Origin of the sequence: Promicromonospora kroppenstedtii DSM 19349 (assembly GCF_000515355.1) — a bacterium.
GTDB classification, from domain to species: Bacteria; Actinomycetota; Actinomycetes; order Actinomycetales; family Cellulomonadaceae; genus Promicromonospora; species Promicromonospora kroppenstedtii.
This window is the reverse complement of sequence record NZ_KI911577.1, coordinates 82,348-82,828: the sequence shown is the minus strand read 5'-3', so window position 1 is coordinate 82,828 and position 481 is coordinate 82,348. Positions and strand designations below refer to the sequence as shown.

The window sequence follows — 481 nt, the reverse complement described above, 5'->3', positions numbered from 1 at the left end:
GACTTCTACGGCGTGCCGATCGTCGCCGAGCCGGAGGTTTATGGGCCCAGTTGGGGACATGGCTATGGCGCCCCCGCGTGAATCACCCGCCAGTGAGACCCACTTCACCCACTGTTCCGCGTCACGATCCTGAGGAGTGTCCGTTAAATGGCTGAAACATCCCCAGCAACCCCAGCGAGGCCCCGGGCAACTCCGTCGTTGCACATCTCGCGCGTGTCATTCGAGAAGAGACCGATGCACTACTCGCACTACTCCCGGACGCTTACGCCCGCCAGTGGGAAGCGTCTCCCGTCCCGAGACCCCGCGACGACACTACCGAGCGATCGTCCGGCGGCCGTCCCTCCGACCCCACGGCAGACACAGTGCTAGACGCCAGGCGTCCGGCCTTGCGGGGGGCAACATCCCGAGCGGATCGCGTGCTCGAACACGCAGCGAAGGCGCTGACCGAGCGCCGCCGGGAGCTAGACCGAGCACTCACCCG

Annotated in this window: 1 protein-coding gene; it reads left to right on the top strand. The window is 66.3% G+C overall.

The window, feature by feature from the left end; genetic code table 11:
* Positions 1-158 precede the first annotated feature (158 nt).
* On the top strand, positions 159-481 hold a 323-nt coding region (locus PROKR_RS38295; RefSeq protein ID WP_425414846.1), incomplete at its 3' end, for a DUF7169 domain-containing protein.